The sequence below is a fragment of the Fluviicola sp. genome, from assembly GCF_030151805.1.
In the GTDB taxonomy this organism is placed as follows: Bacteria; Bacteroidota; Bacteroidia; order Flavobacteriales_D; family Crocinitomicaceae; genus Fluviicola.
Genome location: NZ_JASLCN010000480.1, coordinates 1 through 15,232 on the forward strand (window position 1 = coordinate 1; position 15,232 = coordinate 15,232).

A 15,232-nucleotide genomic window follows, 5' to 3' on the forward strand; every position below is an offset into this window, starting at 1 on the left:
GAACATCGCAACATTCAAAAACGGACTTCTAAACGGAAAGTGGGAATCGTATTATCCAACCGGAAAACCAAACGTATTCGGTTACTACAAAGCGGGAGAAAAAACCGGAGAATGGACCAGTTTCTTCGAAAACGGGAAGGAAAAGGATATTTTCAACTACAAGGTCATTACCAAAAAATCGAAGATCAAAAACGGTCCTTTGAAGAATTATGAGGTGAAAGAAAGTATCAAAAACGGACATTCCGTTTCATTTTCACAAAAGGATTACAAGAAAATTGAAGAAGGAAATTACAAGAACGGCCAAAAAGACGGTGTTTGGTATACTTACTGGCCCGGAGGGAAAATTCCAAGCAATACGAATACCTACAAAGAAGGAAAACTGCATGGCAAAACAACCGAGTTGGATCGCAGGGGAAATGTGATTTCCGAAACCGAATACAAAGATGGTTTGAAGCATGGAAAAATGAAGCTTTACGACAAACGCGGAAAAGTGATCAAGGAAATCGAGTTCGAATTCGGGCAGCAAGTCGTGAAAACTCCCGGAGGAAGCAACGTGGAGTTTAGAACGAGATAAGAAAAAGCAATCGCTTTTGAGAGTGGCAAACGTCAGTGCAGCCATAATCTGAACGAATGACTTGATTCAACATCTCCCAAAAGTGTTTTGCATCAAATGATCTTTTTTCTTAAATTAAGTAAGAAAGAAGGTATGACAGATCAGGAACTGGGTGTTTTCGGAGAGCAGATGGCTCAACGATTCTTATTGAAAAACGGGTATTCCATCCGGAAAACAAACTACCGGTATTTGAAGTTCGAAGTAGATATCGTTGCCGAAAAAGAGGGGAAAATTGTCGTTGTTGAAGTGAAAACCAGGCAAACGGCAGAAATCGGAGAACCCTGGATGGCAGTCACCAAAAAGAAGCAACGACAAATCATTCTGTGTGCAGATCATTACGTGCAATCAGGGAATCTGAGCCAGGAAGTGCGTTTCGATATTATCTCGATCGTTCACAATCAGTTTCGAACGAAGCTGGAACATATTGAGGATGCATTTTCGACGTGAGCTTTAAAACCGGTATCCCAATCCGGTATTTCCAAACCAGTTCCAACTTTTCATCAAACGCCACTTGTTGTGGGATTCCCTTTCGGTCTGTCCGCTGTCTAAATTAGTATATGTTGTATTGTACTTCTTCCAAATCAAACCGGGACCACCACTGATATTGAAAAATAATTCTTTCCATAAGCGGATTTCAAGCCCGGGAGCAAGGTACAAACCACAACTCCTGACCACAGATTCTGTGCGCAAATTAAACGCATAAGGAAATATCGGTCCATAAGTAGCCAGGTCATTCGGGTCATAAGCACCATCTCTTCGTTGATATCCGTGATAATAATTGAACAGAATCGAAACATAGGGGCAAATTCTCCGAGACTTCACCGGGATAAAATACCGGTAAGCGAAATCCGGGTTTACAATCAGCTTTTTTTCACCCGATTCGTTCACCAGGTTATTTATCTGCTGAAACCCAATGCGGACTCCAAATACACATTCGTGCTGTTTGTACTTCAACAAAAGGGAAGGAACAAGCCCACTGTTCGCATTTGTTTCCAACACAGTTGAAATTTGCACGCCTATCTCCATTCCTTTTTCCGATTGTGAAAATGAATAATGAGCAAAAGTACAAAACAAGCAAATAATGATCTTTTTCATGGCAAAAAGCGGTTACGAAGTTTCAATCGTTAACGCTTTGAATATAAAGTTATTGCAGTGTACTTCTTACTATTATCGAAAAGCGCTATCTTTGCAGCGTCTACTGCGATAGTAAACATTAATTCTGCTCGTGATGAACACAAGAAAAACAAGTACAGGGAAAGGCCGTACAACAACAGGAAGAGGTTCTAAGCCAGGTGGCTCAAGACCTGCACCAAGAACAGGGAAACCAGCTTCAAGAGGTGGAAAACCTGCAGCAAGCGCTGATAGCAATCGAAAAGAAAAATCAGACGATGCACCAAAAAGAAGCACTCCAAGACCAAGACCGGAAGCTGGAGAAAGTGCTTCAAAACCACATTTTAAACCGAAAGTACGTAAAGGAGATCCTTTACCATCCTTTAACGAGGATGCAATCCGTTTAAACAAATACTTATCCAATGCGGGAGTTTGCTCGCGTAGAGAAGCTGATGTTTTGATTCAGACCGGAGTTGTTTCCGTAAACGGTGAAATTATTACAGAACTGGGATACAAGGTCAAAAAAGATGACCGCGTACAATACGATGGTGAAACAATTAACGCAGAAATCAAACGTTATGTGTTACTAAATAAGCCAAAAGGATTTATTACTACAATGGATGATCCTCTTGGAAGAAAAACAGTCATGCGTTTGGTATTCAATGCGTGTAAGGAACGAATTTACCCGGTTGGGCGTTTGGACCGTGAAACAACAGGTTTGTTGCTTTTCACGAACGACGGAGATATGGCTAAAAAGCTGACTCACCCACGGTATGAAGCAACCAAAATCTATCACGTTGAAACGGATAAACCCGTTCAAGCTGAACATTTGGAGTTGTTGATGCGTGGAATCGATCTGGAAGACGGACGGATTCAGGCAGATAAAGCCGAATATGTGAAAGACAGTAAATCTGCTCGTGAAGTAGGAATCGAAATTCACTCCGGGAAAAACCGCATTGTGCGTCGTATGTTTGAGAAATTGGGCTACGAAGTGGTTAAATTGGACCGCGTGCAGTTTGCAAGCTTGACAAAGAAAGATTTACCAAGAGGTTATTACAGACATTTGACTGAAAAAGAGGTTCATTTTTTAAAAATGACTAAATAAATTCAACCATGCACAAAAGGCTGTTTGTTCTATTACTTTTAGCAATGATTGCCGTTCCGGCGAATGCTCAGGTTCGAAAACATCAACGGAAAAGAAGTACCAATGCAGGTACACTTTTTTTCTATTGGGGATACAACAGAACCGCTTATACAAAATCCAATATCCACTTTATAGGACCGGATTATGATTTTGTAATGAAAGGTGTTAAAGCAACAGACAGACAGCCGAAGTTTGGCGCCAACCTGTATTTGAATCCGATGAATATGACCATTCCGCAGTATAACTTCCGGATCGGCTATTATTTCACGGAAAAATGGGCTATTTCATTGGGAGTAGATCATTTCAATTACGTGATGGCTCCGAATAATGAAGTGGTGCTCGACGGTCATTTCGGAACAGGAGTTGATTCGCTTTGGCAAGGGAATTATCAGCAGGAATCTACGGTAGTTGATCCGAATCATTTTCACTACGAGCATTCCGGAGGATTGAATTACATGCGAATCGAATTGCTGCGTTCATACGATATCTGGGAAGCCGGAGACCGCAGGCAATTTGCCATTACGGGAAATGTTGGGTTGAATTTAGGCCCGATGCTGACAACAACCAATTTCAGATTTGCAAATGAGCAATCCAACAGGTCAACGGCTCTTTCAGGTTACGGAATCGGGGCGAATGCCAGTGTTCGCCTGGAATTTTTCAAACACCTGTTCATCCAGGGAGAAGGCGGATTGGCTTTTGCACATCTTCCCGGAGTCAGAACACGTCCAGATGACCGCAACCAACGAGCAAAACAAGCATTCGGATTAGCAACTTACAATGTATCTTTGGGATTGTTGTTCTACATCAAGACCAAAAACGGTTGTGATAGCTGTCCGCATTGGTAAAACAAGTTCAAAAGGTTGAAGAGTTAAAAAGTTCATTTTGAACAAAAAATCCTGAGCTTGTCGAAGGATGAACAATATTAAATTAAATACTAACGAATAAAAAATAGACCTCAGATTTAAGTCCTATGTATCTTAAAATCCGGATGTCTTAACATCAAAAAAAATGTCACAAGAATTATCAGAACAAGAAATTCAGCGACGTCAAACGTTGCAACATTTACGCGATGCGGGAATTGATCCGTATCCGGCGGCACTTTACCCTGTAACAGATTATTCGGCTACTGTCAAGAACCAGTTCGAAGAAGGAAAAACAGTTTGTCTGGCAGGTCGTATGTTGAGTCAGCGCGTAATGGGAAAGGCTTCTTTTGCTGAAATACAAGATTCGGAAGGAAGAATTCAGGTCTATTTTAACCGCGACGAAATTTGTCCGGGAGAAGACAAATCACTTTACAACGATTTATTCAAAAAGTGGTTGGATCTGGGTGATTTCATCGGAGTGAAAGGAGAAGTTTTCAAAACGCAGGTAGGAGAAGTTTCCGTCAATGTGAAAGAATTTACCTTGTTGAGTAAATCACTGAAACCGCTTCCGCTTCCTAAAACGGATGCTGAAGGACATGTTCACGATGCATTTACCGATCCGGAAATGCGTTACCGCCAGCGCTATGTTGATTTGGTCGTAAATCCGCAGGTGAAAGAAGTGTTCGTAAAACGCACGAAGTTGTTTTCTGCGATGCGTAATTTCTTCAATGATGCAGGATACATGGAGGTTGAAACTCCCATTTTACAAGCAATTCCGGGTGGTGCTTCTGCCCGTCCGTTTATTACACATCACAATGCTTTGGACATTCCGCTTTACATGCGTATTGCGAATGAATTGTACCTGAAGCGATTGATCGTTGGTGGTTTTGACGGTGTTTACGAGTTTTCTAAAAACTTCCGCAACGAAGGAATGGACCGTACACACAATCCGGAGTTTACTGCGATGGAAATTTATGTTTCCTACAAAGATTACAACTGGATGATGGATTTCGCCGAGCGTTTGCTGGAACATTGTGCAACTGCCGTAAACGGAACTCCGGAATGTACTTTCGGAGAACACAGTATCAGCTTCAAAGCTCCTTACAAGCGCGTAACGATGCGTCAATCAATCATTGATTTCACCGGTTTTGATATCGACGGAAAATCGGAAGAGGAATTGAGAGCAGCTGCTAAAGGAATGGGAATTGCTGTGGATGAAACCATGGGTAAAGGAAAATTGATTGATGAGATCTTCGGTGAAAAATGTGAAGGAAATTACATTCAGCCGACTTTCATTATTGATTATCCGAAAGAAATGTCGCCATTGTGTAAATCACACCGCGATAATCCTGAATTGACAGAACGTTTCGAATTAATGGTTTGTGGTAAAGAGATCGCAAATGCTTATTCAGAACTGAATGATCCGATTGATCAGCGTGAGCGTTTTGAAGACCAGGTACGGCTTTCTGAAAAAGGAGATGATGAAGCAAACGGGTTGATTGACCAGGATTTCCTGCGTGCTTTGGAATACGGAATGCCACCGACTTCCGGAATGGGAATCGGGATGGATCGTTTGATCATGTATCTGACGAATAATCCTTCTATCCAGGAAGTATTGTTCTTCCCTCAGATGCGCCCGGAAAAAACAGTTAAGGTGGTTTTGAACGAGCATGAGCAATTGATCTTCGATATCATGCAGCGTGAAAAAACCATGAACTTATTGAGTTTGAAAGAATCCGTGAATTTGAGTAATAAGGCCTGGGATACAAGTATCAAGGGTTTAACAAAACACGGTTTATTGAAAGTAACCAAAACGGATGAAACCCTCATTGTTGACCTGGTTAACTAAATTGCATTTGAAAAACCGTTCTCCGAAAAATCAGGGAACGGTTTTTGCTTTATGACAACACTAAAATAAGCCACGTATGCAAACACGCATCTTCCTTCTTTTGCTTCTGACCGCGTTCAGTTCTTTTGCTTCCGTCCAGTATACCCTGCAGGGAACAATCGGGAAAGCAAAAATCTACATGAAATTTGAAGACTACACGATGGATTATCCCAAAGATGAGCCGCGAATTACGGATATGCGTTATTTCTACCAATCATCATTAAAAGATATCGTTTTGGAAGGTTTCCGGAACAAGAATACTTTTGTCTTTTATTTTGATAAAGATGAGAACGGTTTCAAGGAAAAGTTCACACTGATCAAATCAAACAACACATTCAGCGGAACCTGGGAAAACGGCAAAGGCAAAAAGATTCCGGTGAAATTGACTCCAATTGTTCCTGAAGATGCTACCAATCCCTACAATCATATTCCATTCATAAAAGAATACCGGACAACCGATTTATACGAATACGCACGTTCCGGATTTCTTCAGCTCCAGGACGATTCCACTAGTTTGTTATCCGGAAAAAACCTGCGTTGGGTTCATGAAAAACACGGTAATACCTATGGATTCTATCTGAGCTCCGATTTCGATCCGGCGGTTCAGAAACGCATCAATCCCAAACTGGAAGAAATTCTGATTCGGAACGCCATGGATCAATTGGGCTGCTCTTCAAGTTTTGACTATAGTTCCGGTGGAAATATCGAATATACCATTACACCGAATTTCCTGGATAAGAACCTGCTGAGTTTCACGATCTGGTCCTCCTATTACTGTGGTGGCGCTCACCCCGATTTCGGAAAAACAGGCTATTTATTTGACCTGAATACCGGGAAGGATTATTCGCTGGAAGATATCCTGACATTTGATCCTTCTGCCGTAAAGTATGAAGAAAACTCAAATTCTGAACAGTTTTCAAAATTCACAACTTATCGCACAACTTATTTTGCGCCCAAAATCATCGAACTGTTGCTGGATGATAAACAAATTTACCCGGCAGAAGCAGGAAATGCTAACGAAGAAGAAGATTCCTGTAATGAGTTGTACCTGCAGCCAGATAGCTGGACTTTTGCGGGTTGGGAATTTACAGGAAAAGGAATTGTATTCTATGCATCTGTTTTCAGAGCTGCTAGAGCATGTGAAACAGAGGGTTTTCTGATTTCATTTGACAAGCTGCAACCGTTTAAAAGCAAGGAGTTCCCTTACGCTTTTCCAAAAATCTGATCCTGTTTTATCTTCATTAGGATTTCAAGCATTACCGCCTCTGTGGATAAGTGCACGCTTATCCACATCTTACCCGGGTAATTAATTTATTTGTGAAAATTCAAAATAAACCACGAAAATTCAACAAAATTTTCACAAAACCCGCTTTCCAAGCAACTATCTTTATCAAATAGCTATCTATACTAGTGTGAAACAATTATGAAGGATAATGCAGCAGCATTTAAAATAAATGCTAACTTCCTTCTCATGTTACTTTAACTAACAAAGACTATCACTCCTTATGAAACTACGCAAGACGAATTCGAATCGATTCATTGTCTGGTTTTGCGCGATCGGTGCATTTACCCTTTTTCTTTTTTTATTCCCGTCTTGCAAAAAGAAGGAAAAAATAGAACCCGTTACTCCTCCTGTTGAGGAAGAAACCGGTGTTTCGGTGGATTTAACGAGTGTTCCGTATGCAAAACTTTCCGATTACCGCTTCTTTCAAGGAACGTTAAAAGACCAGAATCCTGCAGATAAAGTCATTCCTTACGAACCTGCTTCTGCTCTATTTACGGATTATGCGCACAAAAAGCGTTTTATCTGGTTGCCAGCCGGAACAAAAGCAAGTTATGTCAGTGATAAAGAGGTTCTGAATTTCCCTGTGGGAGCTGCACTCATTAAAACATTTTATTACGATAACGTTCAGCCGGGCGGAGGAACACGCATTATTGAAACACGAGTTATGATCCGAAAAGCTTCAGGCTGGATTTTTGCCAATTACGTTTGGAATACAGAACAAACAGAAGCTTACCTGGACTTGAACGGAAGCTATACCAATATCAGCTGGATCCAGGATGGTCAATCCAAAAGCACTTCCTACCGGATTCCTTCGGGAACCGAATGTCATACCTGTCATAAACTGAATGATCAGCCGATTCCGATCGGAGTGAAACCCCAAAACATGAATGTCAACTATCCGTATGATGATGGAGTTCAAAATCAGTTGCAGAAGCTGATTGCGGTAAACTATCTTGAAAACACCCTTCCGGGTAACATTGTTTCAACCGTAAACTACATGGATCAGACGAAAAGCATTGACCAACGTTTCCGTTCTTATGTAGATATCAACTGCGCGCATTGCCACAGTGAAGGAAAACACTGTGATTACAGACCGATGCGCCTGGCTTTTTCAGAGACTTCAGATCCGATTAACCTCGGATTATGTGTCGAACCGGAAGAATTTATCAATTCCTCATTGGCTTACATCATCAAACCGAGTGATAAAAACCGCTCCATGATGTATTACCGGTTAGGATCCACACTTCAAAGTGAACGAATGCCGCTATTGGGCAGAAGTATTGTTCACGACGAAGGCTTACAATTGCTCGAAGACTGGATCAATTGGAAACAAACTTGTAACTGACCCGCTATTTATAAACTAAAATCCTACAAGATGAAAACAAAATTTACTTTACTCTGTTTGCTTGGACTACCAGTGCTGTCACAAGCACAAAACACCTGCTCCTCGGCTTTGCCGATTACCGCCGGAACGTATGTTGTTACTGCAGTTGACGGGACTGAGCCCCCAACACTTGCCTGCGCGACGAATAATTTGACCAATGTAACAGCCGCAGAATGGTATACCTATACTCCCACTGCCAATTATACCGTGATGTTAACGACTGATCTTCCGGCCTCCGGGGGAACGGATACACGCTTTCATGTTTATTCGGGAACCTGCGGAGCATTTACCTGTGTTTCAGGTGATGACGACAACGGATCCGGGCTCACTTCCACAGCGACTTTCAACGTTACAAGCGGAACAACTTATACCATTGCGTTTGATAACAGATGGTCTTCAAATGGTTTCAGCTTTCAGCTAACGGAAAACCCGATCGTGGTTCCTACTACTCCTCCAATCACGTTTACAGCAAATACCTTCCCCGCAATCAGCGGAAGCTATGGATTGGCAGTAACGGATATGAACGGCGATCACCTGGATGATATCGTAACGGTATCCGGATCCAGCGTTCAGATTCTCTATCAGCAAATCAGCGGTGCTTTTGTTACTGCAAATATTACCACAACTGCTGCTGCTTTTCAACCTTCCTGGAGTATGGCGATCGGAGATATTGATAAAAACGGTTTCAACGATATGATTTACGGAGGTGGTTCCGGTGTTACATTTATGAAAGCAAATGCAACCGGAACAGGATTCACGGAAATTTCGGGACCCGAATACGTTTTCTGTCAGCGAACAAACTTTGTAGATATCAATAATGACGGAAACCTGGATGCTTTTTCCTGTCACGACGTTGATCCGAATGTGTACTATCTGAATGATGGAAACGGCAATCTGACATTTCACCAGGGAGGATTGGGAGATCATCCGGAAGGAGGAAACTACGGTTCTATCTGGATGGATTACGACAACGACGGTGATCAGGATTTATACATTGCAAAATGTCGTGGTGGAGCTTCCACTGCTAAAATCGACGAATTACACCGAAACAATGGCGACGGAACGTTCACAGATGTTTCTGTAGCAGCAGGTATGGCAAATCCAAGTCAATCCTGGTCTTCTGCATGGAATGATTTCAACAATGACGGTTGGATGGATGCATTGGTCGGAGCAAGTTCAATGGACGACGGAACTCACTCATTGATGAAAAACAATGGTGACGGAACTTTCACGAATGTAACTACCGGTTCCGGATGGGACTTGAATACCAGTTTGAACATCGAACATGTTTCGTTCGATTTTGACAACGACGGTTTTACAGATGTATTAGGTGGTGGAAACAAAATCATGTTCGGAAATGGGGATATGACGTTTACTCCACAAGTTTATGCGTTTACCAACGGTGCTATCGGGGATTTGAACAACGATGGTTTCCTGGATATCCGTAACGGAAACACTGTTTACATGAGTGACAAAAACGCCAATAACTGGATTACTATTAATCTGCAAGGAATTCAAAGTAATTCAAACGGAATTGGTGCACGTGTTGAGATTTATGGTTCATGGGGAAAACAAATCCGCGATATCAGAAGCGGGGATGGTTTCCGATACATGAATACGTTAAACGCTCATTTTGGTATCGGAACAGCAACTGTGATTGATTCAATGCTTATCAAATGGCCTTCCGGTCATATTGATCAGGTGAACAATCCGACAATCAATCAACCAATTACGGTGGTAGAAGGTGCGCACCCTTTAAGCTTGTTGGAAATCGACGGCAAAAAAATTGCCTTGTATCCTGTTCCTGCAACAGACTTCCTGACAATCGAGAACTTCAGCCTGGTAGATGCTTCAAACATTCAGGTGTTTACGCAATTGGGTGAAAAAGTCATTGAAACAACGAAAAAGGATTCCAAACTTTCCATTTCAGGATTGGCTCCGGGACGTTACTTCCTGGTGATTCAAACAAAAAATGGCAAGAAGTATTCAGAGTCTTTCATCAAAATGTAGCTTTCATTTTCGCATAAAAAAAGAGGGGACGCAATGTGCGTCCCCTCTTTTTATTTCTAATTCTATCCCGATTACATCTTGAAGATTACTCCTCCTGTAATCAATGATTTTCCATAACCTGCTTCTGCATAAACACCCACTTTTTCACTTGGGAAGTAACGGAAACCAACATGCGGCCCGATGAAGAACAAAGCTCCGACACTGGAATCATAGTACGGGTCATTGTCATACTTCTTACGCACATTTCTGAAAACTGGTCCGCTACCGATGTTTAAACCACCGTACACGTCCATTTTATCTGCAAAATTCTTCCCGGTCTTATCCGCAATCAACTGCAAGAAATGGAAGTTTGCTATAAATCCGATCGGAATTCCTACACTCCAATATGGATTAGCAGGCTTGATATAACCCGGTGCATAAATTCCTCCGTAGTAATATCCGGAAGTTCTTACAGCAGTTTCAACTCCAACAACAAATCCCAGTCCGATGTACTTATGAACACCAAATTCCATCTGGAGATTAAATGCTCCGTAATTGGTATTATAAGCCCTGTCATAATCCGAATAAATGGAATAATGCTGGTTCAAACCTAAGCCCAATTGCAAATAACTGCTTCCACTTCCTCCAAACCCCTGAGCCTGCACATTGCTCGAAAACAACCCCAAAGTTGTTAACAGCAGCATCATTTTTACCTTTCTCATAACCTGTTTTTTTACTCTTATTATTAAATCAAATATAAGGAAGTAGATGAAAAGAGACTCATTTCATAACAAATCCTAACATAAATCAGTTTTTTTCGTGACCCCTCTCATTTTTCATCCACTGTCAAATCCGGAACTTTGAAGTATCAAAATCAGGAAGTTATGAAAACACAGGAAATAAAACAAAGCACTTGGATGAAGCTGGAGAATTTAGCAAGTGAATATCGATTTGGCGTTATTGCAATCACCTTACTAATTATAGGTTGTTTGGGCGGTGTTACAATGAGTTACGGCGCTGCACTCCATACATGGTCTTTGATTGCAGTTGTAATACCAACCATGACAACCCTTAGTATGCTATTGGCCGTAGCACCTATGAAATGGATCATGAATTTATTCATCGTAACGGTTCTGGTTGATCTCTTCGTCATCTTTTTAGTTTAACAACCACAGAACCTGGTTACAACACCTAATCACCTGTACCAATAACCAAAAGGTTACTCTTCTTTCGCCGGGTAACCTTTTTTGTGTTTTGAAATTCTGCGAAATCCAAAGTTGTCAGTACCTTTGCACTTCCAAAATCGGAAAATATGATTTCAGTTGATAATGTAACGGTAGAATTTAGTGGTAAAGTTTTGTTCAGCGATGTGTCTTTTGTGATTAATGACACGGACAAGATTGCCCTGATGGGGAAAAATGGTGCGGGGAAATCTACTTTACTCAAAATTCTGGCTGGAGTAAACAAAGCGACTAAAGGCGGAATTTCTGCTCCGAAAGATGCCGTGATTGCTTATTTACCGCAGCATTTACTGACTGAAGACAATTGCACTGTTTTTGAAGAAACCAGTAAAGCTTTTTCCGGGATTTTCGCCATGCGCGATGAAATTGAAGCGTTAAACCAGGAACTTACTGTTCGCACGGATTACGATTCGGACGATTACATGAAACTCATCGAGCGCGTTTCTGAATTAAGTGAAAAGTTCTATTCCATTGAGGAAATCAATTACGACGGTGAAGTTGAAAAGGTGCTGAAAGGAATGGGTTTCGAACGGGAAGATTTCACCAGACCGACATCTGAATTCAGTGGTGGGTGGAGAATGCGTATCGAACTGGCAAAAATCCTGCTTCAAAAACCGGATTTGATTTTGCTGGATGAGCCAACAAACCACATGGACATCGAATCCATTCAGTGGTTGGAAGATTTCCTGATAAACAGTGCAAAAGCCGTGGTGGTTATTTCCCATGACCGTGCGTTTGTAGATGCAATTACCAATAGAACGATCGAAGTGACGATGGGGCGCATTTACGATTACAAAGCCAAATACTCGCATTACCTGGAACTGCGTAAAGACCGCAGAGCTCAACAGCAGAAACAATACGAAGAACAGCAAAAATTCATTGCTGAAACAACCGAATTCATTGAACGCTTCAAAGGAACTTATTCGAAAACACTCCAGGTTCAATCGCGGGTGAAAATGCTCGAAAAACTGGAAATCATCGAGGTGGACGAAGTGGACAACTCCGCTTTGCGACTGAAGTTCCCTCCTGCCCCGCGTTCCGGTTCGTATCCTGTTGTAGTTACCGAATTGAAAAAGCAGTACGGAGATCACGTTGTTTTTGACGATGTAAACATAACGATCGAGCGCGGTGAAAAAGTGGCGTTCGTAGGAAGAAACGGTGAAGGAAAGTCGACTTTGGTGAAAGCGATTATGAATGAAATCGGTTTTGAAGGGAACCTGGAATTGGGACACAACATTCAAATCGGATACTTTGCCCAGAACCAGGCTTCTTTGCTGGATGAAGAGTTGACTATTTTCGAAACCATCGACCGGATTGCAGAAGGCGATGTACGCACCAAAATAAAGGATTTGCTGGGTGCTTTCATGTTTGGCGGGGATTCTTCCACCAAAAAGGTAAAAGTGCTTTCAGGAGGAGAAAAAACGCGTTTGGCTCTGATCAAATTGCTATTGGAACCTGTTAACCTGTTGATTCTCGATGAGCCGACAAACCATTTGGACATGAAAACCAAGGATATTATCAAGGATGCCCTGAATGCCTTTGACGGAACGCTGATTCTCGTTTCGCATGACCGTGATTTCCTGGACGGGTTGGTTACCAAAGTATACGAATTCGGGAATAAACGCGTAAAAACTCATTTTGACGACATCAATGGATTCCTCGCTGCGAAAAAGATGGAGAATCTGAAGGAAATTGAACGTAAAAATTAAGAGCGTCCGGAGTCAAGATATCGAGAATCAAGACAAATATAATTTTACATTGGATAAGTCCTGACTCAGCTTCAGCTAAACACCGTCCGGATCACTTCCAGCGACTTCATCTTGCGCATTCCGCTTACATGAAACCGGTAATATTCCAACCAGGCATCAATGAGCTTTACCCGTTCTTCTTTCGGAATGGAAACCGACAGAAAATCTGTTTTCTCCAGGCGTAAACTATCCGTGAGCCAATGCAGCCAGGATTCTTCCAGATACGACGGTAAAAAAGGCAATTCGTTCGTGAATTTTCCTTCCTGCAATTCGAAGTAACGCGGATTCTGATTTTGAATTTCCGGCTGAAAACCTTCCAGTTTCGAGATCTGAGCCAAAAACCAAACCAGGTAGTTGCTCAATTCTTCACTGAGATTCAGCCAATGAATTTCTTCACTTAAAAATTGAAAAAGCCGTTTGTCCTGATGGTTGTCGCGCAGGCAATTCATTAGTAATTCCGAAATGAAAAAGGCGATGCTTGATTTTAAAGGATTGTCCAACAAATGATGCAAAGGTTCCAAAGCCTGCATCTCGGTCAGTTTCATCAAACTACTGTCGTTTCGTTTGTAATAGGCAATTTCGACCAATTCCAAAGGAAAAAGGATCAATCCTTTCTTCTTTTTAGCTCCCTGAAAAAGAAAAGTCTGAAGCCCCGATTCAAGCGTAAACAGGTTCACGATCAGGCTTGATTCCGAATATGACAAACGCGATAAAATAATTGCTTTGTCCGTAATTTTCATCGGATAACAACCACTTTACCTACTTTTTTCCCTTTTCCTTCCGTTGGAGCAGTCCAGATAAAATAAACTCCGGAACTTACATCTTCACCCGTCAATCGTTTTCCATTCCAGGTTGCCGTTCCACCATTCGAAGTGGTTTTGTATACCAGGTTTCCGGCAGCATCTGTAATTTTCACATCGCTTCCGTACTTGATTCCCTGAATGGTAACCGGTCCGAAATAATCCGGTTTTACAGGATTTGGGAAAACAACTGTCGAAGCATAGTCTTTGTCTTCATAAGTAGCATCCGCACGGTAAGAAACCATTCCGTTGTCCGTAATAATGAATAATTCTCCGGTCAGGTGATTGAATTCCATGTCCAATACGTTATTGGAAATCATCGGTGAATTGTCTTTGTTGAAATTGGCGATCACTTCCTGTCCATCGGCAGAAACTAAAAACACTCCCGATTCTGCGGTTCCGATCCATTTTCTGTTTCCACCGTCAACCTCAATATCGGAGATGTATGAATTCCCCAAAAGCATTTCCACATTTCCGTCATATGTCACCAGAATACGCGAAACATCCGTTGTTCCCGAAGCATTGAAAATCCCCGCACTGTTGTACAAAACTGCCAAACCATTGTCTGTACCAATCCAAATCTCATTGTCAAAATCGACCGCCAGGGCCGTCACATTATTGGATGGCATGTTTCCGGAACCGGCTCCGTTCTGCATTAATTTATTCAAATCATCTGCGGTATTGGAGATGGTTCCGTTGTCGTTATATCCCATCAACCCTTTCCCATAAACGCCGATCCATTTATTTCCGTTATAATCAATTGCCAATTTCGTAATGAAAACGGAAGAAGCAGTATTCGGTGTCGACATGGCATACCAGTTTCCATCTTTTGTTCTCACTTTCAACGGTTTCATGGAATAGGCATTTGCGATCCAAAGATTTCCGTCTTCGTCATATTCCAGCGAAGTAATGCACATCTGGTTGTTTCCAACCGTTGTATTCTCCAGGATGGAATTCGAAGCGTTATACACATCCGTAATCTGGCTTCCATGCGCAATGCTCAACCCGTTTGCGCAATAGCCTCCCAAAGCAATTTCTTCTATATCCTTCGGATTTATTGCCGCAGATCCGATTGCCCAGGTATTATTATCCCATTTCGGAGTTTGGGTCGATTTATCAAATAAGGTCCAGACTTCATCTTTCATTGAGTATGCTCCTGCAAGACTG

The 15,232-nt window shown here is 41.8% G+C and carries 14 protein-coding genes; 10 read left to right on the forward strand and 4 right to left on the reverse strand.

Annotated elements, in window-relative coordinates; genetic code table 11:
* Positions 1-574, forward strand: a 574-nt coding sequence (locus Q1V93_RS18220) for a toxin-antitoxin system YwqK family antitoxin (RefSeq protein ID WP_367183835.1), incomplete at its 5' end; no start/stop codon positions are given.
* A gap of 132 nt (positions 575-706) precedes the next feature.
* Complete coding sequence (locus tag Q1V93_RS18225; protein ID WP_300666648.1) at positions 707-1,060, forward strand: YraN family protein; 354 nt, start codon at positions 707-709, stop codon at positions 1,058-1,060.
* A gap of 3 nt (positions 1,061-1,063) precedes the next feature.
* Here Q1V93_RS18225 and Q1V93_RS18230 read toward each other — a convergent pair whose 3' ends face one another.
* On the reverse strand, positions 1,064-1,708 hold the full coding sequence (locus tag Q1V93_RS18230) for a hypothetical protein (RefSeq protein WP_300666649.1): 645 nt from the start codon (positions 1,706-1,708) through the stop codon (positions 1,064-1,066).
* Positions 1,709-1,841: 133 nt separating this feature from the next.
* On the opposite strand from Q1V93_RS18230, the gene Q1V93_RS18235 reads away from it, so the two are divergent.
* The 6 genes from Q1V93_RS18235 to Q1V93_RS18260 all read left to right on the forward strand — a co-directional run bounded on the left by Q1V93_RS18235 (position 1,842) and on the right by Q1V93_RS18260 (position 10,297).
* Entirely contained in the window at positions 1,842-2,828 is a 987-nt protein-coding gene (locus Q1V93_RS18235) for a pseudouridine synthase (protein WP_300666651.1), read from the forward strand.
* A gap of 8 nt (positions 2,829-2,836) precedes the next feature.
* Positions 2,837-3,712, forward strand: a complete 876-nt coding sequence (locus tag Q1V93_RS18240; RefSeq protein WP_300666652.1) for a hypothetical protein — start codon at positions 2,837-2,839, stop codon at positions 3,710-3,712.
* 163 nt (positions 3,713-3,875) lie between these two features.
* The gene (lysS, locus tag Q1V93_RS18245) at positions 3,876-5,579 is read left to right on the forward strand and encodes a lysine--tRNA ligase (protein ID WP_300666654.1); all 1,704 of its coding nucleotides are present in this window, start codon (positions 3,876-3,878) and stop codon (positions 5,577-5,579) included.
* 76 nt (positions 5,580-5,655) lie between these two features.
* A complete protein-coding gene (locus Q1V93_RS18250; RefSeq protein ID WP_300666656.1) occupies positions 5,656-6,843 on the forward strand; it encodes a hypothetical protein in 1,188 nt (395 codons plus the stop codon).
* A gap of 280 nt (positions 6,844-7,123) precedes the next feature.
* Positions 7,124-8,248 (forward strand): hypothetical protein, encoded by a 1,125-nt coding sequence (locus tag Q1V93_RS18255; RefSeq protein WP_300666658.1) that lies wholly within the window; start codon positions 7,124-7,126, stop codon positions 8,246-8,248.
* 30 nt (positions 8,249-8,278) lie between these two features.
* Complete coding sequence (locus tag Q1V93_RS18260; RefSeq protein WP_300666660.1) at positions 8,279-10,297, forward strand: FG-GAP-like repeat-containing protein; 2,019 nt, start codon at positions 8,279-8,281, stop codon at positions 10,295-10,297.
* A 71-nt stretch (positions 10,298-10,368) separates the two neighbouring features.
* Here Q1V93_RS18260 and Q1V93_RS18265 read toward each other — a convergent pair whose 3' ends face one another.
* On the reverse strand, positions 10,369-10,998 hold the full coding sequence (locus Q1V93_RS18265; RefSeq protein WP_300666662.1) for a hypothetical protein: 630 nt from the start codon (positions 10,996-10,998) through the stop codon (positions 10,369-10,371).
* Between the two features lie 162 nt (positions 10,999-11,160).
* Between Q1V93_RS18265 and Q1V93_RS18270 the strand changes: the two genes are divergently transcribed.
* Both Q1V93_RS18270 and Q1V93_RS18275 read left to right on the forward strand, forming a co-directional pair.
* Entirely contained in the window at positions 11,161-11,442 is a 282-nt protein-coding gene (locus Q1V93_RS18270; RefSeq protein WP_300666664.1) for a hypothetical protein, read from the forward strand.
* Positions 11,443-11,588: 146 nt separating this feature from the next.
* Complete coding sequence (locus Q1V93_RS18275) at positions 11,589-13,226, forward strand: ABC-F family ATP-binding cassette domain-containing protein (protein WP_300666665.1); 1,638 nt, start codon at positions 11,589-11,591, stop codon at positions 13,224-13,226.
* A gap of 71 nt (positions 13,227-13,297) precedes the next feature.
* On the opposite strand, the gene recO is transcribed toward Q1V93_RS18275, so the two are convergent.
* Both recO and Q1V93_RS18285 read right to left on the reverse strand, forming a co-directional pair.
* The gene (recO, locus tag Q1V93_RS18280; RefSeq protein ID WP_300666667.1) at positions 13,298-14,005 is read right to left on the reverse strand and encodes a DNA repair protein RecO; all 708 of its coding nucleotides are present in this window, start codon (positions 14,003-14,005) and stop codon (positions 13,298-13,300) included.
* On the reverse strand, positions 14,002-15,232 hold a 1,231-nt coding region (locus Q1V93_RS18285; protein WP_300666668.1), incomplete at its 5' end, for a two-component regulator propeller domain-containing protein. The genes recO and Q1V93_RS18285, both read right to left, overlap by 4 nt.